A 25,255-nucleotide genomic window follows, 5' to 3' on the forward strand; every position below is an offset into this window, starting at 1 on the left:
AGTTGTATCATGTCTCTAAGTGTTGAAGCGAAAGCTAAAATTGTTGCTGACTTCGGTCGCGGTACCAATGACACCGGTTCAAGCGAAGTTCAGGTTGCTCTGTTGACTGCTCAAATTAACCATTTGCAAGGTCACTTCTCCGAGCACAAAAAAGATCACCACAGCCGTCGTGGTCTGCTGCGTATGGTATCCACGCGTCGTAAGCTGCTGGACTACCTGAAGCGTGAAGATGTAGCACGTTATGCTTCCCTGATCGAGCGTCTGGGTCTGCGTCGCTAAGTCTGCGAGTTTCGGGAGAAAGGGGCCAAATTGGCCCCTTTTTTCTAAGAAGCAATGATAAAATACGTTAGTATATTGTTGTTGTTCTATAGGATTTGTCTACCCAATAGATTTCGAGATGTAGGAAGGCGGCAAGCGAAAGAGTCCCGATGAGCTTACATAAGTAAGTGATTCGGCTGATTGAACGCAGCCAACACAGCTACATACCGAAAGATGACGGGTATAAATAGGATCTTCCGGTGCAGAGGTTCGCGCGGCTAATGAGAGACTTTAACTCAATTAGAGTTAAGGATTGTCATTAGTCGCGAGGATGCAGTGTGAAGATATTAGTAACAGGTGGATGAGGTCGTCAATACGATCCGGCACCGCATAGTATAAGGATACTATTTTGCTGACTCCGATTATTCGTAAATTCCAGTACGGTCAACATACCGTTACCATTGAAACCGGTATGATGGCTCGCCAGGCAACGGCTGCTGTAATGGTAAGCATGGACGACACCGCAGTATTTGTGACTGTTGTTGGCCAAAAGAAAGCCAAGCCAGGTCAGAGCTTCTTCCCTCTGACCGTTAACTATCAGGAGCGTACTTACGCTGCTGGCCGTATCCCAGGTAGCTTCTTCCGTCGTGAAGGCCGCCCAAGTGAAGGCGAAACACTGACTTCACGTCTGATTGACCGTCCGATCCGCCCACTGTTCCCAGACAGCTTCTTGAACGAAGTGCAGGTGATTGCGACCGTTGTTTCTGTTAACCCACAAGTTAACCCAGACATCGTGGCACTGATTGGTGCCTCAGCAGTGCTGAGCCTGTCAGGTATTCCATTTAACGGCCCAATTGGTGCTGCTCGTGTTGGTTACATCAACGACCAGTATGTGCTGAACCCAACGACCGATGAGCTGAAAGAGAGCCGCTTGGATCTGGTTGTTGCCGGTACTGCTGACGCAGTATTGATGGTTGAATCAGAAGCACAGATTCTGTCTGAAGATCAAATGTTAGGCGCGGTCATCTTCGGCCACGAACAACAACAAGTTGTGATTGAGAATATCAACGCTCTGGTTGCTGAAGTTGGCAAACCTAAGTGGGATTGGCATGCAGAGCCAGTTAACGAAGCGCTGCACGCGCGTGTTGCTGAGCTGGCAGAAGCTCGTCTGGGTGATGCTTATCGTATCACTGAGAAACAAGAGCGCTATACTCAGGTTGATGCTATTAAAGCTGACGTCACTGAAGCGCTGTTGGCACAAGATGAATCTTTAGATGCTAGCGAGATTCATGACATTCTGGGCGATGTTGAGAAAAACGTCGTTCGTAGCCGCGTATTGCGTGGCGAGCCACGTATCGATGGCCGCGAAAAAGACATGATCCGTGGTCTGGATGTGCGTACTGGTGTATTGCCACGTACCCATGGTTCTGCGTTGTTCACCCGTGGTGAAACTCAGGCGCTGGTTACTGCAACACTGGGTACTGCCCGTGATGCGCAAAATATTGATGAGCTGATGGGTGAGCGTACTGACTCATTCCTGCTACACTATAATTTCCCTCCATATTGTGTTGGTGAAACAGGTATGGTTGGTTCACCTAAGCGTCGTGAGATTGGCCATGGCCGTCTGGCGAAACGTGGTGTACTGGCAGTAATGCCAAGCCCGAGCGAGTTCCCTTACACTGTTCGTGTGGTTTCTGAAATCACCGAGTCTAACGGTTCTTCCTCAATGGCTTCTGTTTGTGGTGCTTCTTTGGCCCTGATGGATGCAGGTGTGCCAATTAAAGCCGCTGTTGCGGGTATCGCGATGGGTCTGGTTAAAGAAGGCGAAAACTTTGTTGTTCTGTCTGATATTCTGGGTGACGAAGATCACTTGGGCGACATGGACTTTAAAGTGGCCGGTAGCCGTGACGGTATTACTGCACTGCAAATGGACATTAAAATTGAAGGTATTACCCGCGAAATCATGCAGGTGGCTCTGAACCAGGCCAAGGGTGCGCGTCTGCACATTCTGGGTGTTATGGAACAGGCTATCAGCACACCTCGTGGTGATATCTCTGAGTTTGCTCCACGTATCTACACCATGAAAATCAATCCTGAGAAAATCAAGGATGTGATCGGTAAAGGTGGTTCTGTGATTCGTGCGCTGACTGATGAAACTGGCACTACCATTGAAATCGAAGATGATGGCACCATTAAGATTGCAGCAACCGACGGCGATAAAGCGAAACACGCTATCCGTCGTATCGAAGAAATCACTGCTGAAATCGAAGTGGGCCGTATCTATGCGGGTAAAGTAACTCGTATCGTTGATTTCGGTGCATTTGTGGCAATCGGCGGCGGTAAAGAAGGTTTAGTTCATATTTCTCAAATCGCTGACAAGCGTGTAGAGAAAGTGACTGACTATCTGCAAATGGGCCAAGAAGTGCCAGTTAAAGTAATGGAAGTTGATCGCCAGGGCCGTATCCGCCTGAGCATCAAAGAAGCCACTACTCCTGACGCAGAAGCTCCGGCACCAGAAGCAGCAGAGTAATAAAGTATTCCATAGCTCCTTACCTCTGGTGAGGGGCTGTGTTATCTCGAGGGCAGGATGCTCTTGTGTTAAACAAATGGATGAAAGGATATTTATCCAATGTTTGTCTTCGGGAGTAGGAAATGAAGCCTTTCTTGCGCTGGTGTTACGTTGCGACAGCACTCATGCTGGCAGGATGCAGCAACCATGATTGGCGTAAAGACGAGGTGTTGGCTATCCCGTTGCAACCTACGTTGCAGCAGGAAGTGATTCTGGCTCGCATGGAACAAATCCTTGCAAGTCGGGCACTTACGGATGATGAGCGCGCGCAGCTTTTATATGAGCGCGGAGTGCTGTATGATAGCCTCGGGCTACGGGCACTAGCGCGAAATGATTTTTCGCAAGCGTTAGCTATTCGTCCTGATATGCCAGAAGTTTTTAACTATCTGGGCATTTATTTAACGCAGGCAGGCAATTTTGATGCTGCCTATGAAGCGTTTGATTCTGTACTAGAGCTTGATCCAACTTACAATTACGCGCGTTTAAACCGGGGTATCGCTCTGTATTATGGCGGTCGACTCCCGTTGGCGCAGGATGATCTGCAGGCGTTTTATCAAGACGATCCAAATGATCCCTTCCGTTCGTTATGGCTGTATCTGGTGGAAAGAGAAATCGATCCCAAGGCGGCTGCAGTAGCGTTACAACAGCGCTATGAAAAATCGGACAGAGGGCAATGGGGATGGAATATTGTCGAATTCTACTTGGGCACGATCAGCGAAAAAACGCTGATGGAAAGGCTCAAGTCAGATGCAATGGATAACACTTCGCTCGCTGAGCATCTCAGTGAAACTGACTTCTATTTAGGTAAACATTACCTAAGTCTGGGGGACAAGGACACCGCTTCGGCGCTGTTCAAACTGACGGTAGCTAACAACGTTCATAATTTTGTTGAGCACCGCTATGCATTGTTGGAATTGGCGCTTTTGGGCCAAGAACAAGACGACCTATCGGAATCGGACCAGCAATAGCTGACGAACAACTATTAGCCTGACTACCTTGGTTTTTACCAATGTTAATCACCCTAACAGGTGATGGCCTTTTTGTTCGTTTTATAATCTAATTTGAGCCGGTTCACACTTTTCAATGAAAATGACTGAAAATTTTCTCGACGAGTTATGTAGACTGGCTGCCATTATTAATGAGGCACGTGTACATGACTACTGAGCTTGAAACCTCTTTTGCTGATCTGGGGCTATCTGCTCCTATTCTTTCTGCTCTGACTGATCTTGGTTATGAAAAACCATCTCCTATCCAGTTGGAATGTATCCCACACCTGTTAAACGGCCGTGATGTTCTCGGCATGGCGCAAACAGGCAGTGGTAAAACAGCCGCGTTTGGTTTGCCGCTGTTACACAATATTAAAGCTGAGCTGAAAGCTCCACAGGTTCTGGTGCTGGCACCAACCCGTGAGTTGGCTATTCAGGTCGCACAGGCATTGTCTGATTTCTCTAAACACATTAATGGCGTCAACGTTGTAGCCCTTTACGGCGGCCAGCGTTATGACGTTCAATTACGCGCTTTGCGCCAGGGGCCACAAATTGTTGTTGGTACCCCAGGTCGTCTGTTAGACCACCTGAAACGCGGTACTCTTAACCTGTCCAACCTGAGCGGTTTAGTGTTGGATGAAGCAGATGAAATGCTGCGTATGGGCTTTATCGAAGACGTCGAAAACATTCTGGCGCAGATGCCGGCTGAACATCAGACCGCACTGTTCTCTGCGACTATGCCAGATGCGATCCGTCGTATTACCCGTAAATTTATGAAAGATCCACAGGAAGTCCGCATTCAGTCTAGCGTGACTACCCGCCCTGACATCAGCCAGAGCTTCTGGAGAGTGGGTGGCGGCTATCGCAAAAACGAAGCACTGGTACGTTTCCTGGAATCTGAAGATTTCGATGCAGCTATTATCTTCGTGCGTACCAAAAATGGCACACTGGAAGTGGCTGAAGCCTTGGAAAGTAGCGGTTATAACTGCGCTGCCTTGAACGGTGACATGAACCAGTCTTTACGTGAGCAGACACTGAACCGCCTGAAAGATGGCCGTCTGGATATTCTGATTGCAACTGACGTTGCGGCACGTGGTTTGGATGTTGACCGTATCAGCTTGGTCGTAAACTATGATATCCCTATGGATTCAGAGTCTTACGTTCACCGTATCGGCCGTACTGGTCGCGCCGGTCGTGCTGGTCGTGCGTTGCTGTTCGTTGAGAACCGTGAACGCCGTCTGTTGCAAAACATTGAACGCACCATGAAACTGACTATTCCAGAAGTTCAGTTGCCAAACCCCGAATTGTTGGGTGAACGTCGTTTAGCTCAGTTTGCTGCTAAAGTTGGCCAACAGCTGGAAAGCAGTGATTTGGACCTGTACCGTGCATTGCTGGCTAAGCTGCAACCAGAAGAAGAGTTTGATCTCGAAACCCTGGCTGCTGCACTGCTGAAAATGGCACAGGGCGAACGTCCTCTGATTCTGCCACCAGAAGCTCCGCGTCGTCCGCAGCGTGAATTCAATTCCCGTGATGACCGTGGTAGCGATCGTGGCCGTGATCGTGGTGACAGTCGTCGTGAGCCTCGCCCTGACAGCCGCGCTGACAGCCGTGATGGTGGTGAGCGTCCAGCACGTCGCGAACGTCGTGATGTTGGTGAGATGGAACTGTACCGCATTGAAGTGGGCCGTGATGATGGTGTTGAAGTTCGTCATATCGTTGGCGCGATTGCTAACGAAGGCGACATCAGCAGCCGTTACATTGGTAATATCAAGCTGTTTGCTTCGCATTCAACTATCGAGTTGCCAAAAGGCATGCCGGGCGAAATGTTATCTCACTTCACCCGTACCCGTATCCTGAACAAACCGCTGAACATGCAGTTGTTGGGTGATGCGCAGCCACATGAACGCCGTGAGCGTCCTGCTGGTGGTGCTGGTGCCGGTGGTGAGCGTCGTGGTGGTGGTGGCCGTTCATTCGGTGGCGAACGTCGTGATGGCGCAGCAGGTGCTCCTCCTCGTCGTTCATTCGGTAGTGACCGTGCTCCAGCCGGTGGTGGCGAACAACGTCGTGGCAACCGTGATGGTCAGCGCTCAGCAGCTCCGCGTCGTGAAGATGCGCCAGCGCCAGCAGCAGCGGCACCTACTCGCCGTCGTTTTGGTGACGCATAAGTCTTAATCATTTCTGATGATTAAAAATAAAAACCAGCCCTTGGGCTGGTTTTTTTATGTCTATAATTTTGCTTCAGTTGGCGGGTTATAGGTGCTCAACAGCTTGTAACTCTGGCTGTAATCCTGCAACTATTTCAAATGAATATAGTCGTGCCTGATGGTCGAAAATCTGGCCATTCACCATCAATTCGTCAGCCTGGGTCTCCCGCAGTAATGACTGAAGCCCATGCCGCACTTTACTTTTATCACCAATAATAGATAGGCGTAGCGCCTGATCGACACCAAATTGTTCGGCGGGTGAGCAGATATTATCCATGTTTTCTACTGGTGGCGGTAGTTGACCTGGCGTGCCGCGGCGTAAATTGACAAATTGCTGCTGCATGGAGGTAAACAGGAAATGGGCATCGCGCTCGCTATCTGCGGCCACCACGTTCACACAAACGATAGCATAGGGTTTTGGCCATTGAATGGACGGCTTGAAGTTTTCCCGATAGAGCTTGAGCGCCTGGAATAACATATCTGGTGCGAAATGTGAGGCGAAGGCGAACGGCAGTCCCATGGCCGCAGCCAATTGAGCGCTATACAGGCTGGACCCCAGTAGCCACAATGGAACATGCAAACCCTGCCCAGGCACAGCTTGTACCGCTTGCCCCGGTTGTACTTCAGCAAAGTAGTTTTGCAGTTCGCCAACATCGGCGGGGAAGTTATCCACTTCACCGGACAGATGGCGGCGTAGTGCCATCATGGTACGTTGGTCACTGCCGGGAGCACGGCCAAGGCCGAGATCGATACGGTCTGGGTAGAGAGAGGCGAGGGTACCAAACTGTTCTGCAATCACCAGTGGTGAGTGGTTAGGTAGCATGACGCCGCCGGAGCCGACACGGATGCTCTTGGTACCTCCGGCAATATAGCCAATCAGTACTGAGGTCGCCGCGCTGGCAATACCTGTCATGTTATGATGCTCAGCGAGCCAATAGCGGTGATATCCCCACTTTTCAGCATGTTGAGCCAGACTCAGCGAAGCATGAAAAGCCTCTCGTGGTGTCTTGCCTTGCGCTATCGGCGATAAATCAAGCACTGAAAGCGGAACTGTCTTTTTGTCAGTCATAGAATCGTCCATCTTAACCTTATGTCGAGTCGCTTGAAGGGCGAACGCACTAATTTATTAATCCAAACAGGGGGCTAGCCGCATTAATACGCACATAAGAAGCCACATACAGTGCGCGACTATCACCTATAAAAGCATAATCTAAATCGTGGTTTGGCAAGGGGGAATAAATGCGGCGGCAAAAGGATGATTGAAGCGATGAAAAAGAGAACGCCATGGACCCTACGATTCGTGGTAGTAGCTATATCGAGTGACTGGGTAAGAATGCCTGCGCATAGAGTGATACGGGCGTAGTGCTACGCCCGATGGGTTCTTATGACACCAATTCCAGCCCCGCGAGACGCCGCCAGTAGCCGTTACAGTCGGCTTTATCGGTCAAGATGAGTGGGCTCAATCCCTGCTCATTAGCCCGGAACTGCTCGATAACTGTCAGCGTATCTAGACCTTGCGGAGAGAGTCGCACGATATCCACTAATCCTTGCATGGAAATCAGTTCATTACCGAGGTTATAGCAGTAGCCACTTTGGGTTTGAATACCGTTTAGGATGAATACCTGTTGGTCTTCTTGTGATAATACCGGCCGTCCTTGTGGGTAGTTGATGCAGCAGGTTTCACACTCATCTTTGGCTCGGTCTTCTGAGCGCGCGGTGAAGCAACGGGCAGAATAAGCCAGCGGCAGGTGGCCGTAGCTCAATACTTCTACCTCAAACTGATTGCGGAACCCCAGCTCTTCGCACTGTTGCAGCACATTAACCAGCCAGTCACGTGATAGCTCAACCGGCATACACCAACGCATCATGCCCTGACGGTGTAAAATTCGCAGAGTATAAGCGTTGTAGCAATTCAGGGCATGGCCGGCAACAAAGGGTAAGCCACGTTCAGCGGCCATATTCACCGCCCCCAGGTCATTGGCTTCCAGCAAAAACTCACCGTTTTCCACATAACGTTTTAATTCATTCAACTCTGACGGTGCTTGCAGCAGCGCCAGTGTGGAAATTACCACCTGTTTGCCACTGGCAGCCACTTCTTTAGCTAGTGCCAACCAGTCACCCACCTTCATTTCACGGCGTTTGGTACAGACATTCTCACCGAGATAAATAATGTCGGCGCTGCTGTTGGCCGCAGCCTGGTAAAAGGTTTCGATATCAGTTTTTGGCCAGTAATAGAGTACTGCGCCTAAGGCGTACTTCATGTTTCCTCCGGCTACTGCCACTTACGATGATAAGCACCCAATGTAGTTTGAGTACCTTCGGACATTGCGCCCAGTTGTTCCATCCATTCCGCTTTGGCGACAAACTGCGAGGGGTTGGCCTGATAGCGGTCAATCGCCTGTCGCCAGACCTTGGCAACCTGGCTGACATAAGCTGGACTGCGTTGGCGGCCTTCAATTTTCACTGACGCAATGTTGGCAGCAAACAGCTCCGGTAATAACTCAAGCGTATTCAAACTGGTTGGCTCTTCCAACGCATGATAGCGCTGACCGTCCACCCGATAACGGCCTTTGCACAGGGTGGGATAACCGGCATTCTCATTATCTTCATAACGGTCGATCAGCACTTCATTAAGGCGAGACTCCATCCCCTGTGGGGTTTGCTGCCAGCGAACAAAGCGCGCTGGAGAGCAGGCTCCGACCGTATTGGGTGATTCACCGGTCAAATAGGAAGAAAGGTAGCAACGCCCTTCAGCCATAATGCATAAGCTGCCAAAGGCAAATACCTCCAGTGGCACCGGGCTGGTACGCGACAGTTGTTTCACCTGATGCATTGACAGTACGCGTGGTAAAACCACTCGCGCCACATCGAAATGACGTTGATAAAAGCGGATAGCTTCATCATTGGTAGCCGACGCCTGTACCGATACATGGCGCTCAACCTCCGGGTAACGTTCGGCGGCATATTCCAGCATGGCCAAATCAGCCAGGATCAGGGCATCCGCCCCAAGCTGTGCCGCCATATCCACCGCCCGCTGCCAGCGGGAATAACCGTCAGGGTGGGCGAAGGTGTTAATGGCGATATGCAGTTTACGTTTGCGGCTATGAACGTAATTGACCGCTTCCTGCAACTTTTTATCGGTGAAATTGAGGCCAGCGAAATGGCGGGCGTTGGTATCATCTTTCAAGCCAATATAAACCGCGTCGGCACCATTATCGATGGCGGCCTTTAATGCGGGTAAGTTGCCGGCAGGACAAAGCAGCTCCATAGAGTTTTCCTGAATGAGTCAACGGCTCGCCTTGCTGAGGTTACCGCTGGCAATTATTGTTCCCCATCCGAAGATGATATTCGTGGCGATGAAAATTTTATCGAGTGGCGATTCTAGTTAACCTGCTCCCCCCGGACCTTGATTTAAGGCAGTTTCTTTGGCATTGGTGTCATTCTTCTGATATTTAGCAATACTTTCAGCGATAACTTGGTGCAAAATTTATCGATATAACGCGCTTTCCGGTTTTGCTAATGTGGCAAAATAGAACTTTATTTTATGCAGATTGATACCCAAAGTAATTGGAATTGCAGGTAGCCAACACCCCTGCGGCTTCAAGTACAAAGGGGATATCACCAAAAAGGAGTCTGCCTGTGTTGGGAGAACTACGAGCACGTCTGGTGCGTCAAGGGCCGGCGCTACTGCGGGGTCCGTTAAAATTGACCCCCTTTGCCTTAAAACGTCAGGTAATAGAGCAAGTGCTGGGGTGGCAACTTCGTCAGGCTCTGCTGGACGGAGAACTGGAATTTTTGGACTCCCGCTGGTTAAAAATTGAAGTGCGAGACCTCGCATTGCAATGGTTTATGACAGTAGAACACGGTAGGCTGGTCGTAAGCCAACAGGCTGAAGCTGATGTGAGCTTTAGCGGTGATGCCAACGATCTAATTTTGATCGCTGCCCGTAAAGAAGATCCGGATACGCTGTTTTTCCAGCGCCGGTTACGAATTGAAGGGGATACCGAATTGGGTCTGTATGTCAAAAATCTAATGGATGCCATTGAGTTGGAGTCCATGCCAACACTACTGCGTGTTGGCCTGCAACAACTGGCTGAATTTATCGAGGCAGGTCAGCAAGAGGGTGCGGCGAGTGCTTCCCGTACATTAGCATCGTGCTGATCCGGGTTGAAATTCCGGTGGATGCGCCGGGGATCGACGCCCTGTTGCGTCAAGCCTTCAAGCAAGATGCAGAAGCCGAGCTGGTACAGCAACTGCGTGAAGATGGCTTATTGACGTTGGGTATCGTGGCAACTGACGATGAAGGCGGTGTGGTTGGTTATGCTGCATTCAGCCCGGTTGAGGTGGGGGGTGAAGACCGTCAATGGGTCGCACTGGCACCACTGGCCGTGGAGGAGGGGTTGCGCCGCCAGGGTTTGGCTGAAAAACTGGTCTACGAAGGGCTAGACTCTCTGAATGAGTTTGGCTATGCCGCTGTCGTGGTGCTAGGCTCTCCAGCCTATTATCAGCGTTTCGGTTTTGTACCAGCGGCTCGTCATCAATTGACCTGCCGTTGGCCCAGTACTGAAGAGGCTTTTCAGGTTTATGCGTTGGCGGAAGATGCACTGGCGGGTGCTGATGGTGAAGTGGTGTTCTCTGCCCCGTTTAATCGCTTTTAACGCCAGGTAACGATAGCAACGAAGAAGGCTGGCTAATTACCAGCTTTTCTTTTTGCTGCTTATTGAGTTGCTTCACCCGATATTCTAACTTCAATGCTGTCGATCTATCCCCTGCCTCACACTGAAATACCAAGGTTAACTCACCTTTCCCTCGCAGCGCTTTCGCGCCTTTCCCTACCTGATGTTGGGCCAATCGCCGTGTTACATCTGTGGTGATACCGGTATAGAGCATGCCAGTGGGGGTGCGCAGTAGATAGAGATACCATAGGCTGTCCGACATAATTTTATTCCAGTCCGGGGGTAGCGGTGCGGAACATTATTACCGGAATCAGCTGCGGTATCCTGATTTTTTTATCGACTGGCACCTGATTGGTTAAATATGCGGGGGAAGTGACCTTCCACCCGCAGGGTTATGGCTAGTTATTTGGTTTTTGCTGCAAACTCAAAGCGTGGTGAAACCAAACCGTACAGTGTCCAACCAAGGAAGGTAACAATCGCACCCCATGTCATGGCTTCTTGCCCTGAGCTGTAAAGCGCATAGAAGCTATACATCGCACCAATGAAGGCAATGATATTGGCTTTACGCGCTTTGGCTGGTGGCACATTGGCGGTTTTCTGGATAATGACCAGCGCTGCCATCGACAGAATATAAGGGATAATATTGGTGACTACCGCCAGATTGACCAGCACGTTGAACTGTTTGTTCAGTGACGGGCTAATGGTCATCAGGGACAGCACACTCTGGATGACAACAATGGTCAGCATCCCTTTGATGGGTGCATCGGCTTTACTGACTTTTGAGAAAATTTTCGGGAAGAAGCCTTCATCAGCAGAGGATTTGAATACCTGAGCGATGGTGAACTGCCAACCCAGTAATGAACCCACGCAGGACATGATCATCAATGCCATGATGATTTTACCGACCGCAGGGGTGAACATATAAGCGAACGCCAGGCCAAACGGCGCTGTAGAGTTAGCCAAATCCATATTTGGTACGATACCGGCAATCACGTTGGTTGAGATGATATAGATAACCGCTGCACCTAAAGTCCCACCGAGTACGGCGATCGGAACGTTACGTTCAGGGTTTTCGACAGCATCAGTATTGGCACAAGCAGATTCCAGACCAAGGAAGGCCCACAGCGTCATTGAGATAGAAGAGCCGATGGCTTCAAAAGTGGGAACTGCATGTGGGTTCCAGGCCGCCATATAGGCTGAACCACTAAACCAGAACCAACCAACGATTGAGATACCGACCACCGGGATAATAACCCCCCAGATAGTAACACTACTGATCTGCCCGGTAATGCGCGCGCCACCAAAGTTAGCAACCGTTGCCAGCCACAGTACGCCAATGGTTGCAATACAAATACCCAGTGGTGTTAGTGTCGCTCCCAACAATTCAGTGCCGTAACCTACTGCTGAGATTGCAATGGCGATATTGGCAATCAACAGTGAAGCACCATAGGTGTAGTTCGCCATAAAGTTGCCAGATTTGCCGAACGCATATTCAGCATAGCCGCCCATACCACCGGATTTACGGCTGAACATCCCACATTGGGCGAAGGCATAGGCCAGTGCCATTGAACCTATTGCGGTGACTAACCATGAGACGATAGAGATTGTCCCGACTTCGGCGAGTTTGGTTGGCAGCATAATTATTCCTGACCCCATCATATTGACGGCGGTTAGAATTGTTAGCTGTACTACTCCCATCTTATTATTTGTTTTACTCATTTTTATTATCTCTTTTTTAATTTCAGAGACTGCAGGAATAATTTATTCCCGCAGGTTTGAGTTATTGGTGTCGTCAAATCCCTTTTTATTTGAAATTATAGCCTTGTTGGCGATTATCATTACTCGGTCCATCCTACTTGGACCACGCAAATAGAGTTGTCACCCGAATCACTTAATGTTAACCAGTGATTCGGGATTATTTCGTTTGCCGCCAGGCTGTAACGCCAACTAAATTGGGTATAAATTTATTATTGTTAACTTATTGCTTCATCATATAACCGTATGCACGGTTCCAACCATCTTCGTCGACTTGTAAATAAACGCCTTGTAACTCAGGCGCAAACCCTGGTAGTAAATTAATACTTTCTTCTAATGCCAGGAAATAACGCTGTGCAGCACCCCCCCAAACTTCACCAGGGACTACACACAATACTCCCGGTGGGTAAGGAAGCGCACCTTCAGCAGCAATTCGACCTTCGGCTTTACACAATGGTACTAATTCGGCATGACCACGGACGAATTCAATATTGGCATCCTGTGGATTCATCATAACTTTAGGGAAATACTGCTTGCGGAACATCTCTTTCTGTAGCTGTTTAACATCATAGCTGACATAAAGGTCATGCATTTCCTGACATAATTTGCCAATAGTATAACCTTTGTAACGTGTTTCATTATTACGATACACAGTAGGTAATACATCGCTTAACATTGCATCTTCTTCGATGAAACGTTCAAAACGGGCAATTTGTGCGACCAGGTGCTGCATTTTCGCCAAGTCTTCTGCTGGCGTTAATAAGAATAGGATCGAGTTGAGGTCACATTTTTCTGGCACGATACCATTTTCGCGCAGGAAGTTAGCCAGAATGGTTGCTGGGATCCCTGATGCTGTATATTCACCAGTATTAGTATCAATACCCGGAGTGGTTAATAATAGTTTGCATGGGTCAACAAAATATTGTGACTCTTCATAACCTTCAAATGCATGCCATTTTTCGCCAGGAATAAAGTTAAAGAAGCGTAAGTCTTGTGCCATGGCATCGGTGTCATATTGCTGCCACAGTTTGCCATCAACTTCTACCGGTACAAAAGGCTTAATCATATTACAGGTATTCAAGATCATTTTACGTGCTTCAATACCGGTCTTAACACAATCAAGCCACATGCGTTGACCACTTTTGCCTTCATGCATTTTTGCGTTAACATCTAAAGCAGCAAACAATGGATAGAATGGGCTGGTGGAGGCGTGTAGCATAAAGGCGTTATTAAAGCGTTTATGATTGCAGTAACGATCCTGACCTTTAATATGTTTATCTTTTTTATGAATCTGCGACGTTTGTGAGAAACCGGCTTGTTGTTTATGTACTGATTGAGTAACGATAATGCCCGGATCATTTTCATTCAGTTCAAGTAATAATGGTGAACAATCTTTCATCATTGGAATGAATTGTTCGTAACCTACCCAAGCAGAGTCGAACAGAATATAGTCACAAAGGTGGCCAATTTTATCCACAACCTGACGAGCGTTATAGATGGTGCCGTCATAAGTACCCAGTTGGATGATAGCCAGACGGAATGGGCGCGCTTCGTTAGCACGATCAGGTGCTACGCTACGGATTTGTTCACGCAGGTATTTTTCTTCAAAACAGTGGGCATCAATACCACCAATAAAGCCAAATGGGTTACGGGCAGTTTCCAGATATACCGGTGTTGCACCGGCCTGAATCAGCGCACCATGATGGTTGGATTTATGGTTATTACGGTCAAACAGCACCAGGTCACCACGCGCTAACAGCGCATTGGTAGCGACTTTATTAGAAGCAGAAGTGCCGTTCAGTACGAAATAAGTTTTATCGGCGTTAAATACTTTTGCTGCATGTTTTTGAGCATCACAAGGTGCGCCTTCATGAATAAGCAAATCACCTAATTTTACGTCGGCATTACACATATCAGAGCGGAAAATAGTTTCGCCGTAGAAGTCAAAAAATTGGCGGCCCGCTGGGTGTTTACGGAAGAATTGACCACCCTGATGACCAGGGCAAGCAAAGGTAGAATTACCCATCTCCACGTATTTCTTTAATGTACTAAAGAACGGTGGCAGCAGCTCTTTTTCATATTTTTCTGCGGCTGATTCCAGTTGTTTACCATAAAAATCAGTATTGTCACCACACAGTTCAAATACCCCATTTAAAGAGGGTAATACATCGGTATTCAACTCTTCTTCACAGCAGACAGCGGCAAAAATTGGAATCTCTAAACCCAACTCATGAATGCTATCAATTACACCATTATTAATGTCCTGAACTGAAAGCACCACGGCTGCAATATCAGTAAAATCGGTATGTAAAACATCTACGACTTCGCGCTGTGATTCAAAGCAAGGTATTGCCGATAAACTTGCCGCGATATTTAATTTTTTCATCATAAATTCTCTTTTATTTTAAGAGGCTATTTTACTTGTCACTTTGAGGTTGAGCAGTGCTCGAAATCCTCACGTAGCCATGATTTATAAGGTCATGGTGTACGCTCCGGTTTCCATGCGCTGGTCGCACTAAAATTGCCTGTGACAATTACGCCTACATTATTTGTTGGTTTATTTAAGTTAATTTCCATTAAATTTTTGGTATAGCAGTCCATATCAATGAAATAATATTCATTAATAGTCTTGGCTGCTTTCTGCGTAACACCGTGACTGAATTTCAGACGCAGTGATCCTCTGGTCATTTAGCATTAATGACAAAGGTGACAGTAAATTTTACAGGATAGCTATGTTTCTGCTGAAAGATGAATAACACAGGCTGAGTATCGATTGGTTAATAAAAATCCACAATCAGATAAACGTATAAATATAACCGAGTGTTAGTCTCTTCGGAGAAAGCAGACAATAGTTAACTCAACGTAAAGGTCGTAAACACTTTTCGCATTTGTTAAATATTGTGCATAGACAATGACTATCCAATAAAAGTGGATGTCATCGCAGGGAGGATGTTATCTATAGTGATAATAAGAAAAGTTAAAATAACTACGATGTGCCGGCATCATTAAATGCGTTGTTCGCCTTATATGCGCCATTTTTTTGTTGTTATTTTCCATTTACGTAAGGTCTCTATTTTTTAATCAAGGTTTACGAGCAATGAACTGATGGTGGCTATTTTAGTCATAACACTTATTCATTCTGTGACTCAAATCATGTTTTCTACCGATTTTAAAAGGTGATATGACTAAAAAATGAATAAATTATCGATTTTATTCATTTTAAACGTTGTTTATTCAAAACTGTACTGTATGTTATGCAAAACAGTAAGGTTATATTTAACACGACGGATACATTGGCAGGCTTATTATTATCCAATATTAGCAATGAGAGCGGGTTCTTAATAGTTTTTGTATTTTATTTGTTAATCCATAATTATTTGTTACATCCAAATTTATACGTAAAATCTGCATATAAATTCATATGTACCTTATGCGGTAAATGTTAGCTAAATCACGTTATTAGGCTGTTTCTCGGCTAAGACTCTATTATTAGGAAGGATATGCTGGCAATGATCCCCTGCTCAGAGATAAGTATGGGGAAGGAGGGGCAATGGCTGCCCCGACACGAATAAGTTTAACTGAATAGCGGTAGGTCGGTGCGGGTAGCGGGGATTTTTATCTGTATAACCTGCTGTTGACGGGTCAATTTGAGCGACAATATCTGCCCATCATTCTCTACCTGGAGGTGCAGTAACGGATCATGGGTGTTCATATCAAAAACACATGTCACCTGAGCCTCCGGTTGACGATTACGCAAAATCAGGTAGCTGATATCACGTACTGACGGATTTGCCGGTGCCAGTCCTTGGAATAGTGTGGCATCGGCCGCCAGCCAAAGTGATAGCGGGTGTGCTGCTGTTTGATAGCAACACTGGATAACACCATTGAGTGGCTGGGCAGTAACCTGATGCAAATAGTGCATGGGGCCACTGTCATTGAAGACTGAATTCTCACCCATCAATTCTGTTGCTACTCCGTCGATATGCAGTGTCCAATCCCATTGTTGTTGATGTGGATTAGCGATATTACTGATATCAATGATGGCATCTTCCAGCCACAAAATACGGCGACGGAATTTTACGTCGCGATAGGATTCGCTGTCCCACTGAATCCGAGTATGGCTATCCAACTCGGGTGCTGTTTCTCCCCAATCAACCTCTGTATCCAGCCAACTAAAGTTAGCCGATTGATGCCAGTGATGGATAACCGGCACTGCTGGCGGTTGATTTGTTTGGTTAATACTGAGCGTATTGTGAGTTGCACTATTTTTGTAGTAGCCATAATGCAGTTGCGCACCGTAACCCGTGGTGCCTAAATCCGGCAGGATCTCGTGCCCTTGCTCAAACAGAATTAAATTTAGCCGATCATAATGATCATGTTCACCACCATATGGGCTGTGTTTTACCAGCAAAGCGCGCCCTGCTTGTGGCTGACGTAAAATTGTTAGCCCGCAATCCGGTGCATGCAGTGTGTCTGTCGGTATGACATCAATCATTTGTGGTGGCAATTCTTCAACACCGTACAGCAGGGCATCCAGATTTAAGCGCGGCTGTTGGCGATAAATATGTTGCAAGGCAGCGGCATATTCATCATTGCCATAAGTTTTAAAAGCAAATTCATATAAATGAGCGTGGTTGAGCTGCTCTTGCCCAGCGGTGCAATCGTTAATTCGTGGAAATGTCCCGTCTGGCATTAACAGTTGAAGCGGGAAACTGAGCATATTGCGGTAATAGGGCAGGGCAAGTAGGCTATAGCGGCTACCTGCAGCCAGCTTTTCAAATGACCAGAAGCCTTGCAGTGCATAAAAGTGATAATGCACTGAGCCTTCAAACCACAATCCTTCACTGAACAGCCCATGCTCCAACTGATAACGCAGGCCATAATCTGCGTTGACGGCAAACTCAATATAGTGCTCTTCTGCCAGAATCAGGCCGATCACGGCGATCGCACTGCTGATTTTAACTTCATGGTTATGTAATTGGCGGGTACGGTGTTGCATCAGGAAATCTGCGCCTTCGCGCAATAAACGCCCGGCGATGCAGTCGCGCTGCTCCTGACTGAGGGCATCGGAGATAAAATCATAACCCAAAGCAAAATCGAGCAGGCAATTGGCCTCACACAGGGTTTGTGCATTGGCCTTACCCGGCCCGTTGTACGGAATACCGCCGTGAACTTCATAATCAGGGTAGTGACGGGCATAATTAATCAGAATGTCCCGCACTTTATTGAAGTAACACACCTCCCCAGTTAACTGCCAAAGCAGACCTAGCTGATTACAGGCTTTGGCATTCAGGCCATTAAGCGCCCGCCACCAGGCACCGTCATAGGGTTCGCCACTGAATAACTGAGAGTCAACTGGGCAACGATGCTGAGTGGGTGAGTCGCGATCCCACTCCAGCCGCACACCGTGATCCGGGCAATAATAGTAATGATTCCAGGTGGCGATACCGGTGGCAGGAACCCGTGTTGCCGAGTCCAAAACCACCCGATTATCCGCAATCAGCGTGGCAATAATCTCCGGCTGTTGCACTCTATTTCCCTGTTGTCGTACAACCCGCTGGCGGATTTTAGCCATCTGCCGATCCGTAAACTGCTTCATATCTGGTGTGTCCTCGACGAGAGTTATTTTTGCGCGATCAGGGGTTGTGTGATCGGATAAAGCAGGATTTCGACGGCATCTGGGTATTTTGCTATCAGATATTGTGCTTTCTGCTGGAACTCACCGTCAGCAGGGTAAGCTCGGGCGGCGGTTATCATATTGATCAAGGCTTTCTTATCTTGTAGGCCATCCAAGTCTTTATACGGCCAGGCTTGGTCGCTATTGATAAAACCTGCCACATATTGATAGCCTTTTTTCAGGCTGTGCTCGTCCAGAGAAAAGTTCCAGATATCTTTGTCTGCAACCTCACCCAACCGGCCTAGCTTGTTGTAGGCTTCTAAATGAAAATTACTGTAATGCCAAGGACGAGTACGTTCCAACTCGGCATTTTGTCGGCCCTGCATATCAAAATGCGAGGGGATTCGACGGAGTTGAGTTATCTCCAGGCGCTTTTGAGCGGCGGCTTTTTGGTCGCTAAATAGAGCAAAGGAGGCGGCCTGCATATCAAAATAGGTGCCGTGATTATTATGCCAATTGTCTTCTTCGAAACCGTTCTGGCTGGTAGTCATCCATTGGTAAAAGTCTTTATACCAAAGTTTGATTGCTTGATAGTCGGTATCATTAAGTACATTGGCTGGTCTTATCAATTCGACAGCATCAATCACATCGACCAGTGCCCGGCTATCGATCAAACCAATCCCGCGCCCTTCATTGATACCCGGAATGGCTTGGGCATATTGTAGATTCGGGTTCATTCGGGTGTTTGGATTGACAAACCAGTTAGCCAATTGATCCCGTGCTTTCTCGGCGTACTCGGGCTTACCGGTAAAGCTATAAGCCAATGCCAAATAATAGACATCTTCGCTTAGGCTGTTCATGCGTTTTTTATCGGTGGCGTCACTATTGGCGTCTGGATTTGTTTCGCCGTCTTTACGCAAATAAGGCATGCCGTCTTTCTTGCTTGGGTCTGGCCACCAATAAGGCGGGAAGCTGTAATAGTCGTGTTTATCGCCACTGGCGGCCGATAGGCTTTTATCCATAACGGAGTATAGTGGTTTTTTTAGTGCTTTATCTGCCTTATCTATCAGATTTTTATACGATTTTTCATATAACGGATTGTTTTGTTTAACCTGAGCGATGCTGTAGTTTATATCATCTATTTTTAATAGTAATGGGTGGCTTTCCGCAGCATAAATAAAAGGGGAAGACCCCAAAAGCATAGCCAGTAATAGGTTTTTATTACCTGAAATTTTCATCACTACTCTCCTTTTTCTTTATGATTTACATTATTAAAAATAAAGAATTCTGATTGCTTTAATTGCTTTCCTTATTGTTTTAAAATGGAAATTTAACCTTATTAAAATAAAGTAATTAAATGTATTGGCACTCTTTAAATAAAAAATAACACTGTTTAATTTCAGATTGATTTGAATTCTATGGGAAAGTTTTTGGGCTTTTGTGATCCAAGTCTATATTATAAATTATCTGTAAATAAATAATTTAAATTGTGATGAATATCAAATTAAATCTTAGTTTTAGACGTTTTTTAGCCAATTTTAATAATTGCTTGGTTTTTTTAATTTTTAAAATGAAGATTTTAATTTATTGTTTTATATGATTTACTTTGTTTTTATTCATTTTTTGTTGATTTTTTTAATGTGATCTCAAGCAGAAATATTTAAATGGAATTAAGTTTTGTTTTTTATGGTGTAGTTTTTTGTTTTTCTCTGGGTTCTAATGTTATCGAGTGTTTCGTGATTTTATTCTGTTATTTAATCTTCTGGGTAAATTCATAAAAATTAGATTTCAACGAGGCGATGAGATGAAGACAAAAATGATAATGTCACAAGTAAAAATAAAATCCTTGCTGTTATTAACTTATTTAGCCATGGGGATCCCTTCTCTTCACGCTGCAGAAACATTGCAAGTGTGGATCCGCGCCAGTAATGATTCCAAGAATATTTATAAAAAAGAAGCCGACACTTTTGAGAAGAAAACCGGTATCAAGATTGAATATTTCAATGCGACGACTGATTTTGAACAGCGTCTGGCACGGGCCGCAGCGGGTAATGCGCTGCCGGACCTGATTTTCAACGATGCCGTGGCTATTGGGCAGTTTGTCCAGCTTGGTATTGTCGAACCGATTGAACCGAAAAATATCATTGGCGGAGAAGATATCTTCGATACCGCCTGGAAAAGTGCCCAATATATTGATGGTAAATATTATGGGGTGCCTACTTCAGCTCAGACCTTCGCCCTGTTTGTACGTAAAGACTGGCGAGAGAAACTGGGATTAGAACAGCCTAAAAACTGGCAGGATATCAGTACATTAGCGAAGGCGTTTACTTTTAATGACCCGGACGGCAACGGTAAGAACGATACCTATGGCTTTATTCTACCGGCTTCAACCACCCGTGGTTACGCCAGTTGGTTTATCAGTTCTTATCTTTGGCAGGCCGGCGGTGATTTTATTCGCCCAACCAGTGAAGGTAAATTTAAAGCATCGTTGGAAGAGCCAGCAGCGACTGAAACGCTGAGTTTCATGCGTGGCATGGTATGTGACAAAACGGTACAGCCGGGGGCTATCAATGCCACTACCGCAGATGCCATTCCATCATTCCGTTCCGGTCAAAGCGGCATGTTCTTCTCCGGCCCATATCACATTGCTTTGTTTGATAAAGATCCCGGTAAAGAGGCTTTTGAAGTGATCCCACCGCCGGCCGGAGCAAAAGGGCAGGCAACACTGGCTGAAGGCACCACCGTATTTTTGATGAAAAGCAGTCAGAAAAAAGAAGCCGCTCAGAAATTCATAGAATTCATGATCTCACCTGAAGGGCAACAAATCGGCATGGGAATGGGCAGCAACAATATGCCGGTCGTGCGCTTGTCGATTAATAAGCAAGTTGATACTAAAGCGGTTTATAACGATCCGCGCTGGGCAATGTTTGCTGACTTATATGCCGAACATGGCCGCTATATCCCACAAGTGCCTAACTGGACGCCTATTCGTCAGGTCACTGCTGAAGGTTTCAACCGCATCTTAGCCAACTGTGACAGTGATATCCCTGCTGAATTAAAAGCCGTGAATCAGAAAGTGAACGATGAATTGGCTAAACAGAATGTCTTAGGGCTGTGAGTGAAACATGATAACGCTAACCCCCCGACTAAAACGTAATCTGGTTCCGTGGCTGTTCCTGGCTCCGGCACTGGTCATCTTCACCTGGTTTAAATTCATTCCGATGCTGCAAGGGCTAGTGATGAGTTTTTACAAGGTTAACTTTAACCAGCCAAATGAGTGGGTCGGGTTTGACAACTTCTCCCGCGCGATGGGTGATGAAGCGCTGCACTCTGCGGTGTTCAACACCCTGTTATATGTGGTGGTCACCATGGTGGTGGCCGCTTTTATCGCCTTCTTTTTAGCCATGTTATTGGAAGGCCCGGCACGGCATCTGCGCTTTATCCGCACCGCTATTTTCCTGCCGGCGGTAACCAGTGCGGCTATCGTCGCCGAAATGTGGCGAATTCTGTTTAACCCGACCAGTAATGGTGTGGTGAACCATGTTCTGTCATGGTTCAGCATTGAAGCGCAGGGGTTTTTGGCAGATACCGATCAGGCGCTGTGGACTGTAATGATGCTGCATATCTGGAAAGCAGTGCCTTACAACATGGTTATCTTTATTGCCGGGCTGGTAGGCATTAGCCGTGATTTGTACGACGCCTCGAATGTGGATGGTGCCAACTGGTGGAATCGCCTACGTTACGTCACCTTACCGGGCATGATCCCAGCACTTTCAGTGGTACTGATGCTGTCGTTTATCCGTGGTTTTCGGGTGTTTGCCGAAGTGTATGCCACCACTGGCGGTGGTCCATCGAATGCAACGGAAATGATAATGACCCATATCTACAAGCTGGGCTTTGAGCAGTTTGATTATGGTTATGCCTCTGCGGTGTCCTTCCTGCTATTCGCGTTCACTGTGATATTGACGATTTGTCACCTCACATTGAAAAAGCGCATCGCCCGTTACTAACCCGAGCCGGAGACTGGTCATGAAAACTAAAAGTTGGAACAGTATCGGCCGCTGGATAATTTATGGTCTGTTACTGATTGTATTTGTTGGCCCGTACTGGGGCATTATTGCTACCGCATTCAGCGGTGCGCCAGTTAAACCCGGTGAGCTGTTGGCATGGCCAAATCAGTTCTCGTGGGACAACTTTATTTTTGCCTGGATGGATATTGGCGTCTGGCAATATCTGCTGAACTCGATCATCGTGGTGTTCTTTGGCACGGTTCTACAGGTGTCAGTCAGTGCACTGGCGGCTTATGCGTTGGCGCGTAAAAAGTTTGTCGGAGTCTCTCTGACCAGCTTGATCATCCTGTCGACCATGATGCTGCCGGAAGAGGTGATCGCTATTCCGCTCTATATGATCATTAACTGGCAACTGCCAATTATCGATTCCTCGTTGTACAACAGCTATTTGGGCATGATCCTACCGGTGGTTGGCTGGGCCTTCTCAATCTTTGTTTTGACTGAGTTTATGGCTGCTATCCCAAAAGAGTTGGAAGAGGCGGCACGCATTGATGGTGCCAGCGAATGGCAAATTTTCTTCCATGTGATCCTGCCACTGGTTAAACCGGCTTTGGGCACGGTAGTTACCTTCGGATTTATCATGATTTGGGATCAATATCTGTTGCCGCTGATTGTCGTGAATCAGGACAGTTTGAATACCATTCCGGTGATCCTCGGCACGTTACGTACCGACGAGAGCATCACACCAAATATCTTTATTGCCATCACCCTATTGGCGATGCTGCCGAGCATCATCGTGTATCTGGGTCTGCAAAAACATTTCAATCGCGGGATCATGTCTGGCGCGGTTAAAGGTTAGGGAGAAACAAAATGGGATCGGTTGTACTTAAAAATGTCTGTAAATCTTACGGTGACACCCATGTGATCCGCGATGTATCGCTGGAAATCCCTGACGGTGAGTTCTGCGTATTAGTTGGCCCGAGTGGCTGCGGAAAATCCACCTTACTGCGTATGATTGCCGGGCTGGAAGAGATTTCCGGCGGCACGGTAGGCATTAATGATAAAGATGTCACCGACGTTGAACCTAAGATGCGCGATATCGCTATGGTGTTCCAAAGCTATGCTCTCTATCCACAGATGACGGTGCGCGAGAACATGGGTTTTGCACTGAAAATGGCCAAAATGTCCAAGGCGGAGATCAATAACAAAGTCGAAACCACGGCAGAGTTATTGGGTTTACAGGCCCTTTTGGAGCGGTTGCCGAAAGATTTGTCCGGTGGTCAGCGTCAGCGCGTCGCCATGGGGCGGGCTATCGTGCGTAACCCACAGGTATTCTTATTTGATGAGCCATTATCGAATCTGGACGCCAAATTGCGTACTCAGGTGCGTGGTGAGATCCGCGAATTGCATCAGCGGCTGAAAACCACCTCTGTTTATGTCACCCATGATCAAATAGAAGCGATGACGATGGGGCAAATGATCGTGGTACTGCGCGAAGGGCGCATCGAGCAGGTCGGATCGCCATTGGACTTGTATGATCGTCCGGCTAACTTGTTCGTCGCGGGGTTTATTGGATCACCTGAGATCAATCAATTGAAAGGCTCCGTGGTGCAACAGGGTGATAAATTCCTGCTACAACTGGAAGATGGCTCATTGCTGACATTGCCTGTTGGCTTGCAGTTGAGCGACGGGCAGCGCGTGGTGTACGCCATTCGGCCAGAGCAGGTCAACGTGGTAGATGCGACACACAGTGCCAGTGCACTGAAAGCGACCATTACTGCGATTGAGAATACCGGCTCGGATATGCAGCTATTTTGTAGCACTGGCGGTGGCCGCTTTACCTCGGTTTTCAAACAGCGTTTGGCGGTGAATGCAGGGGAGACGGTCTATCTGCAACCTAAGCTTGCCGGTATCCACATTTTTGATGCTGCCACCGGTTTACGGGTTGCTTGTCAGGCTACATAAGGAAGCAAATACCCATGACGCCAATGAAAACGTCTATGACGCCAATAAAATTGTATACGCTGGATCTAGATTGCCTGATCAAGGCGAAAGCGGTATTACAGCAACCTTTTTCACCATTACAACCGGCATTACGCCGGTTATTAAGTGAAGCCGATATATTGCGTGATCAGCCACCGGAAAGTGTGACTGATAAAAAGTTATTGCCGGTCAGTGGTGATATTCACGACTACTACAGCTTTGGTACTTATTGGTGGCCAAATCCGCGCAAGCCTAATGGTTTACCCTATGTGCGCCGCGATGGGCATACCAACCCGCAGAGTCAGAATGACGATACTGATACTCAACGTATCGTACGAATGTGTGATCGCTGCCTGACACTGGGGCTGGCCTACTATTTCACCGGGAATAGCCGTTATGCACAGGTGGCCGCCGAGCAGATACGTTGCTGGTTTTTAGATGCTAAAACTCGTATGAATCCGCATCTTAATTACGGGCAGGCCATTCCTGGTATCGTTTCTGGCCGTGGTACCGGCCTGATTGATACCCGCCTGATGTGGATGGTGATTGATACTCTCGGCTTGATATCACCAGCCAAGCTGCTCGATACCGAGGATACTGCGGTGTTACAGCAATGGTTCCGTGATTTTAACCATTGGATGTTCCACAGCGAAGTGGGCCATTCAGAGTATGTCTGGCACAACAACCACGGCACCTGGTATGACGTACAGCGCGCGGCCAATGCGATGTTTTATGGCGATCGCGGGCTGGTTTCCACCATTATCCAGCAAGGTATCACCCAACGGTTGGCGGCGCAGATTGCGCAAGATGGTAAACAGTGGATGGAGCTGGAACGCACCGTGCCGTTCCATTACTCGTTGTTCAATTTGGAAGCCCATCTACTGCTATGTCGCTACGGTGAACATGTTGAAATTGATCGCTGGGAGTGGATACAGGATGGCCGCAATGTTCAGCAGGGGATTGACTATCTGCTACCGTTTATTGCTGAACCGGAGCTGTGGCCCTACCGCGATTTGCGTGGCATCGACTATGACAGTGCATTGCGGTTGTTATTACAGGCCGCCCGGGGTTACCCGATGGACGCCAAACGCTATCATGCGGTGCTTGCCACCTTCCCGGTGGAAACCCTGACATCCCGTGATCGTCTGTTGTGGCAGAATTAATTGGGTCAAAGTTAATAGAGGCATAGTTGATGTA

General features: G+C 47.4%; 21 protein-coding genes. 12 read left to right on the forward strand and 9 right to left on the reverse strand.

The genetic code is table 11. From position 1 onward, the window contains the following. Positions 1 to 9: 9 nt before the first annotated feature. The 5 genes from rpsO to Q2T72_RS02590 all read left to right on the forward strand — a co-directional run bounded on the left by rpsO (position 10) and on the right by Q2T72_RS02590 (position 5,978). A complete protein-coding gene (gene rpsO / locus Q2T72_RS02570) occupies positions 10 to 279 on the forward strand; it encodes a 30S ribosomal protein S15 (RefSeq protein WP_050085613.1) in 270 nt (89 codons plus the stop codon). Between the two features lie 388 nt (positions 280 to 667). Next, positions 668 to 2,788 carry a polyribonucleotide nucleotidyltransferase gene (gene pnp, locus Q2T72_RS02575; RefSeq protein ID WP_083160892.1) on the forward strand — a complete coding sequence of 707 codons (2,121 nt, stop codon included), beginning with the start codon at positions 668 to 670 and terminating at the stop codon, positions 2,786 to 2,788. Positions 2,789 to 2,910: 122 nt separating this feature from the next. Further along, a complete protein-coding gene (nlpI, locus tag Q2T72_RS02580; protein ID WP_083160891.1) occupies positions 2,911 to 3,795 on the forward strand; it encodes a lipoprotein NlpI in 885 nt (294 codons plus the stop codon). Positions 3,796 to 3,916: 121 nt separating this feature from the next. After that, positions 3,917 to 3,991, forward strand: a complete 75-nt coding sequence (gene yrbN / locus Q2T72_RS02585) for a protein YrbN (RefSeq protein ID WP_223499600.1) — start codon at positions 3,917 to 3,919, stop codon at positions 3,989 to 3,991. After that, positions 3,981 to 5,978 (forward strand): DEAD/DEAH family ATP-dependent RNA helicase, encoded by a 1,998-nt coding sequence (locus Q2T72_RS02590; RefSeq protein ID WP_372568584.1) that lies wholly within the window; start codon positions 3,981 to 3,983, stop codon positions 5,976 to 5,978. Before yrbN ends, Q2T72_RS02590 begins: the two co-directional genes overlap by 11 nt. A gap of 85 nt (positions 5,979 to 6,063) precedes the next feature. Here the strand turns inward: Q2T72_RS02590 and Q2T72_RS02595 are convergent, their stop codons facing one another. The 3 genes from Q2T72_RS02595 to Q2T72_RS02605 form a co-directional block, all read right to left on the reverse strand. After that, positions 6,064 to 7,086, reverse strand: a complete 1,023-nt coding sequence (locus Q2T72_RS02595; protein ID WP_083160889.1) for a luciferase-like monooxygenase — start codon at positions 7,084 to 7,086, stop codon at positions 6,064 to 6,066. A gap of 313 nt (positions 7,087 to 7,399) precedes the next feature. Further along, positions 7,400 to 8,278 carry a U32 family peptidase gene (locus Q2T72_RS02600; RefSeq protein ID WP_083160888.1) on the reverse strand — a complete coding sequence of 293 codons (879 nt, stop codon included), beginning with the start codon at positions 8,276 to 8,278 and terminating at the stop codon, positions 7,400 to 7,402. Between the two features lie 11 nt (positions 8,279 to 8,289). Next, the gene (locus Q2T72_RS02605; RefSeq protein WP_083160887.1) at positions 8,290 to 9,285 is read right to left on the reverse strand and encodes a peptidase U32 family protein; all 996 of its coding nucleotides are present in this window, start codon (positions 9,283 to 9,285) and stop codon (positions 8,290 to 8,292) included. 371 nt (positions 9,286 to 9,656) lie between these two features. Between Q2T72_RS02605 and Q2T72_RS02610 the strand changes: the two genes are divergently transcribed. Next, positions 9,657 to 10,178 (forward strand): SCP2 domain-containing protein, encoded by a 522-nt coding sequence (locus tag Q2T72_RS02610; protein WP_083160886.1) that lies wholly within the window; start codon positions 9,657 to 9,659, stop codon positions 10,176 to 10,178. Continuing rightward, positions 10,172 to 10,675 (forward strand): GNAT family N-acetyltransferase, encoded by a 504-nt coding sequence (locus Q2T72_RS02615; RefSeq protein WP_083160884.1) that lies wholly within the window; start codon positions 10,172 to 10,174, stop codon positions 10,673 to 10,675. Before Q2T72_RS02610 ends, Q2T72_RS02615 begins: the two co-directional genes overlap by 7 nt. Here Q2T72_RS02615 and Q2T72_RS02620 read toward each other — a convergent pair. The 6 genes from Q2T72_RS02620 to Q2T72_RS02645 all read right to left on the reverse strand — a co-directional run bounded on the left by Q2T72_RS02620 (position 10,662) and on the right by Q2T72_RS02645 (position 19,306). Next, positions 10,662 to 10,955 carry a GIY-YIG nuclease family protein gene (locus tag Q2T72_RS02620; protein WP_083160882.1) on the reverse strand — a complete coding sequence of 98 codons (294 nt, stop codon included), beginning with the start codon at positions 10,953 to 10,955 and terminating at the stop codon, positions 10,662 to 10,664. The two genes, Q2T72_RS02615 and Q2T72_RS02620, sit on opposite strands and share 14 nt — an antisense overlap. A gap of 140 nt (positions 10,956 to 11,095) precedes the next feature. Continuing rightward, entirely contained in the window at positions 11,096 to 12,412 is a 1,317-nt protein-coding gene (gene potE / locus Q2T72_RS02625) for a putrescine-ornithine antiporter (RefSeq protein WP_102970482.1), read from the reverse strand. 259 nt (positions 12,413 to 12,671) lie between these two features. Continuing rightward, positions 12,672 to 14,834 (reverse strand): ornithine decarboxylase SpeF, encoded by a 2,163-nt coding sequence (gene speF / locus Q2T72_RS02630; protein ID WP_372569846.1) that lies wholly within the window; start codon positions 14,832 to 14,834, stop codon positions 12,672 to 12,674. Positions 14,835 to 15,400: 566 nt separating this feature from the next. Then, positions 15,401 to 15,505, reverse strand: coding sequence for a leader peptide SpeFL (gene speFL, locus Q2T72_RS02635; RefSeq protein WP_105877053.1), 105 nt, complete (start codon positions 15,503 to 15,505; stop codon positions 15,401 to 15,403). Positions 15,506 to 16,022: 517 nt separating this feature from the next. Further along, positions 16,023 to 18,047: a heparinase II/III family protein gene (locus tag Q2T72_RS02640; protein WP_083160878.1), complete on the reverse strand. Its 2,025-nt coding sequence runs from the start codon at positions 18,045 to 18,047 to the stop codon at positions 16,023 to 16,025. A 23-nt stretch (positions 18,048 to 18,070) separates the two neighbouring features. Then, positions 18,071 to 19,306, reverse strand: coding sequence for an alginate lyase family protein (locus tag Q2T72_RS02645; protein WP_372568585.1), 1,236 nt, complete (start codon positions 19,304 to 19,306; stop codon positions 18,071 to 18,073). Positions 19,307 to 19,869: 563 nt separating this feature from the next. On the opposite strand from Q2T72_RS02645, the gene Q2T72_RS02650 reads away from it, so the two are divergent. The 5 genes from Q2T72_RS02650 to Q2T72_RS02670 are packed head-to-tail and all read left to right on the forward strand — an operon-like array spanning position 19,870 to position 25,221. Beyond that, complete coding sequence (locus tag Q2T72_RS02650) at positions 19,870 to 21,183, forward strand: sugar ABC transporter substrate-binding protein (RefSeq protein ID WP_083160874.1); 1,314 nt, start codon at positions 19,870 to 19,872, stop codon at positions 21,181 to 21,183. 7 nt (positions 21,184 to 21,190) lie between these two features. Beyond that, positions 21,191 to 22,075: a carbohydrate ABC transporter permease gene (locus Q2T72_RS02655; RefSeq protein ID WP_083160872.1), complete on the forward strand. Its 885-nt coding sequence runs from the start codon at positions 21,191 to 21,193 to the stop codon at positions 22,073 to 22,075. Positions 22,076 to 22,094: 19 nt separating this feature from the next. Then, positions 22,095 to 22,934, forward strand: a complete 840-nt coding sequence (locus Q2T72_RS02660) for a carbohydrate ABC transporter permease (protein WP_083160870.1) — start codon at positions 22,095 to 22,097, stop codon at positions 22,932 to 22,934. Positions 22,935 to 22,945: 11 nt separating this feature from the next. Continuing rightward, the gene (locus tag Q2T72_RS02665; protein ID WP_050312219.1) at positions 22,946 to 24,040 is read left to right on the forward strand and encodes an ABC transporter ATP-binding protein; all 1,095 of its coding nucleotides are present in this window, start codon (positions 22,946 to 22,948) and stop codon (positions 24,038 to 24,040) included. A 14-nt stretch (positions 24,041 to 24,054) separates the two neighbouring features. Next, a complete protein-coding gene (locus tag Q2T72_RS02670) occupies positions 24,055 to 25,221 on the forward strand; it encodes an alginate lyase family protein (protein ID WP_083160868.1) in 1,167 nt (388 codons plus the stop codon). The last annotated feature ends 34 nt before the right edge of the window (positions 25,222 to 25,255 follow it).

Source organism: Yersinia sp. 2466 StPb PI (genome assembly GCF_041538325.1).
Classification (GTDB): domain Bacteria; phylum Pseudomonadota; class Gammaproteobacteria; order Enterobacterales; family Enterobacteriaceae; genus Yersinia; species Yersinia enterocolitica_E.

What these genes read in the sequence shown, in the direction of transcription:
- Q2T72_RS02650 (WP_083160874.1), top strand. Translation starts at nt 19,870, where the DNA reads ATGAAGACAAAAATGATAATGTCACAAGTAAAAATAAAATCCTTGCTG.
- nlpI (WP_083160891.1), top strand. Translation starts at nt 2,911, where the DNA reads ATGAAGCCTTTCTTGCGCTGGTGTTACGTTGCGACAGCACTCATGCTG.
- Q2T72_RS02640 (WP_083160878.1), bottom strand. Translation starts at nt 18,047, where the DNA reads ATGAAGCAGTTTACGGATCGGCAGATGGCTAAAATCCGCCAGCGGGTT.
- Q2T72_RS02595 (WP_083160889.1), bottom strand. Translation starts at nt 7,086, where the DNA reads ATGACTGACAAAAAGACAGTTCCGCTTTCAGTGCTTGATTTATCGCCG.
- Q2T72_RS02605 (WP_083160887.1), bottom strand. Translation starts at nt 9,285, where the DNA reads ATGGAGCTGCTTTGTCCTGCCGGCAACTTACCCGCATTAAAGGCCGCC.
- Q2T72_RS02665 (WP_050312219.1), top strand. Translation starts at nt 22,946, where the DNA reads ATGGGATCGGTTGTACTTAAAAATGTCTGTAAATCTTACGGTGACACC.
- speF (WP_372569846.1), bottom strand. Translation starts at nt 14,834, where the DNA reads ATGAAAAAATTAAATATCGCGGCAAGTTTATCGGCAATACCTTGCTTT.
- Q2T72_RS02655 (WP_083160872.1), top strand. Translation starts at nt 21,191, where the DNA reads ATGATAACGCTAACCCCCCGACTAAAACGTAATCTGGTTCCGTGGCTG.
- Q2T72_RS02620 (WP_083160882.1), bottom strand. Translation starts at nt 10,955, where the DNA reads ATGTCGGACAGCCTATGGTATCTCTATCTACTGCGCACCCCCACTGGC.
- speFL (WP_105877053.1), bottom strand. Translation starts at nt 15,505, where the DNA reads ATGGAAAATAACAACAAAAAAATGGCGCATATAAGGCGAACAACGCAT.
- Q2T72_RS02670 (WP_083160868.1), top strand. Translation starts at nt 24,055, where the DNA reads ATGACGCCAATGAAAACGTCTATGACGCCAATAAAATTGTATACGCTG.
- Q2T72_RS02600 (WP_083160888.1), bottom strand. Translation starts at nt 8,278, where the DNA reads ATGAAGTACGCCTTAGGCGCAGTACTCTATTACTGGCCAAAAACTGAT.
- Q2T72_RS02590 (WP_372568584.1), top strand. Translation starts at nt 3,981, where the DNA reads ATGACTACTGAGCTTGAAACCTCTTTTGCTGATCTGGGGCTATCTGCT.
- potE (WP_102970482.1), bottom strand. Translation starts at nt 12,412, where the DNA reads ATGAGTAAAACAAATAATAAGATGGGAGTAGTACAGCTAACAATTCTA.
- rpsO (WP_050085613.1), top strand. Translation starts at nt 10, where the DNA reads ATGTCTCTAAGTGTTGAAGCGAAAGCTAAAATTGTTGCTGACTTCGGT.
- Q2T72_RS02660 (WP_083160870.1), top strand. Translation starts at nt 22,095, where the DNA reads ATGAAAACTAAAAGTTGGAACAGTATCGGCCGCTGGATAATTTATGGT.